This window comes from Streptomyces sp. AC627_RSS907 (assembly GCF_019049165.1).
The window spans coordinates 1-546 of record NZ_JAGMUE010001582.1; the positions used below are offsets into that span (position 1 = coordinate 1).

Annotated in this window: 1 pseudogene; it reads left to right on the forward strand. The window is 67.6% G+C overall.

Annotation, left to right across the window (positions count from 1 at the left end):
• Positions 1-544, forward strand: a pseudogene (locus tag KUM32_RS43120) (argininosuccinate synthase domain-containing protein); the annotation flags it as partial.
• Positions 545-546: the final 2 nt, after the last annotated feature.

The window sequence follows — 546 nt, forward strand, 5'->3', positions numbered from 1 at the left end:
GATCATCACCTTCAAGGAGGGCGCGCCGGTCGCCATCGACGGCAAGCCCGTCACCGTCCTGCAGGCCATCCAGCAGCTCAACGAGCGGGCCGGCGCGCAGGGCATCGGCCGCATCGACATGGTCGAGGACCGTCTGGTGGGTATCAAGTCCCGGGAGATCTACGAGGCGCCCGGCGCCATCGCGCTGATCACCGCCCACCAGGAGCTGGAGAACGTCACCGTCGAGCGCGAACTGGCCCGCTACAAGCGGCAGGTCGAGCAGCGCTGGAGCGAGCTGGTCTACGACGGCCTGTGGTTCTCGCCGCTCAAGCGGGCCCTGGACGGCTTCATCGCCGAGGCCAACCAGCAGGTCTCCGGCGACATCCGGATGACCCTGCACGGTGGCCGCGCGGTCGTCACCGGACGGCGCTCCGAGCAGTCGCTGTACGACTTCAACCTCGCCACCTACGACACCGGCGACACCTTCGACCAGTCGCTGTCCAAGGGCTTCATCGAGATCTTCGGCATGTCCTCGAAGATCGCCGCCAAGCGCGACCTGGCCTGAGC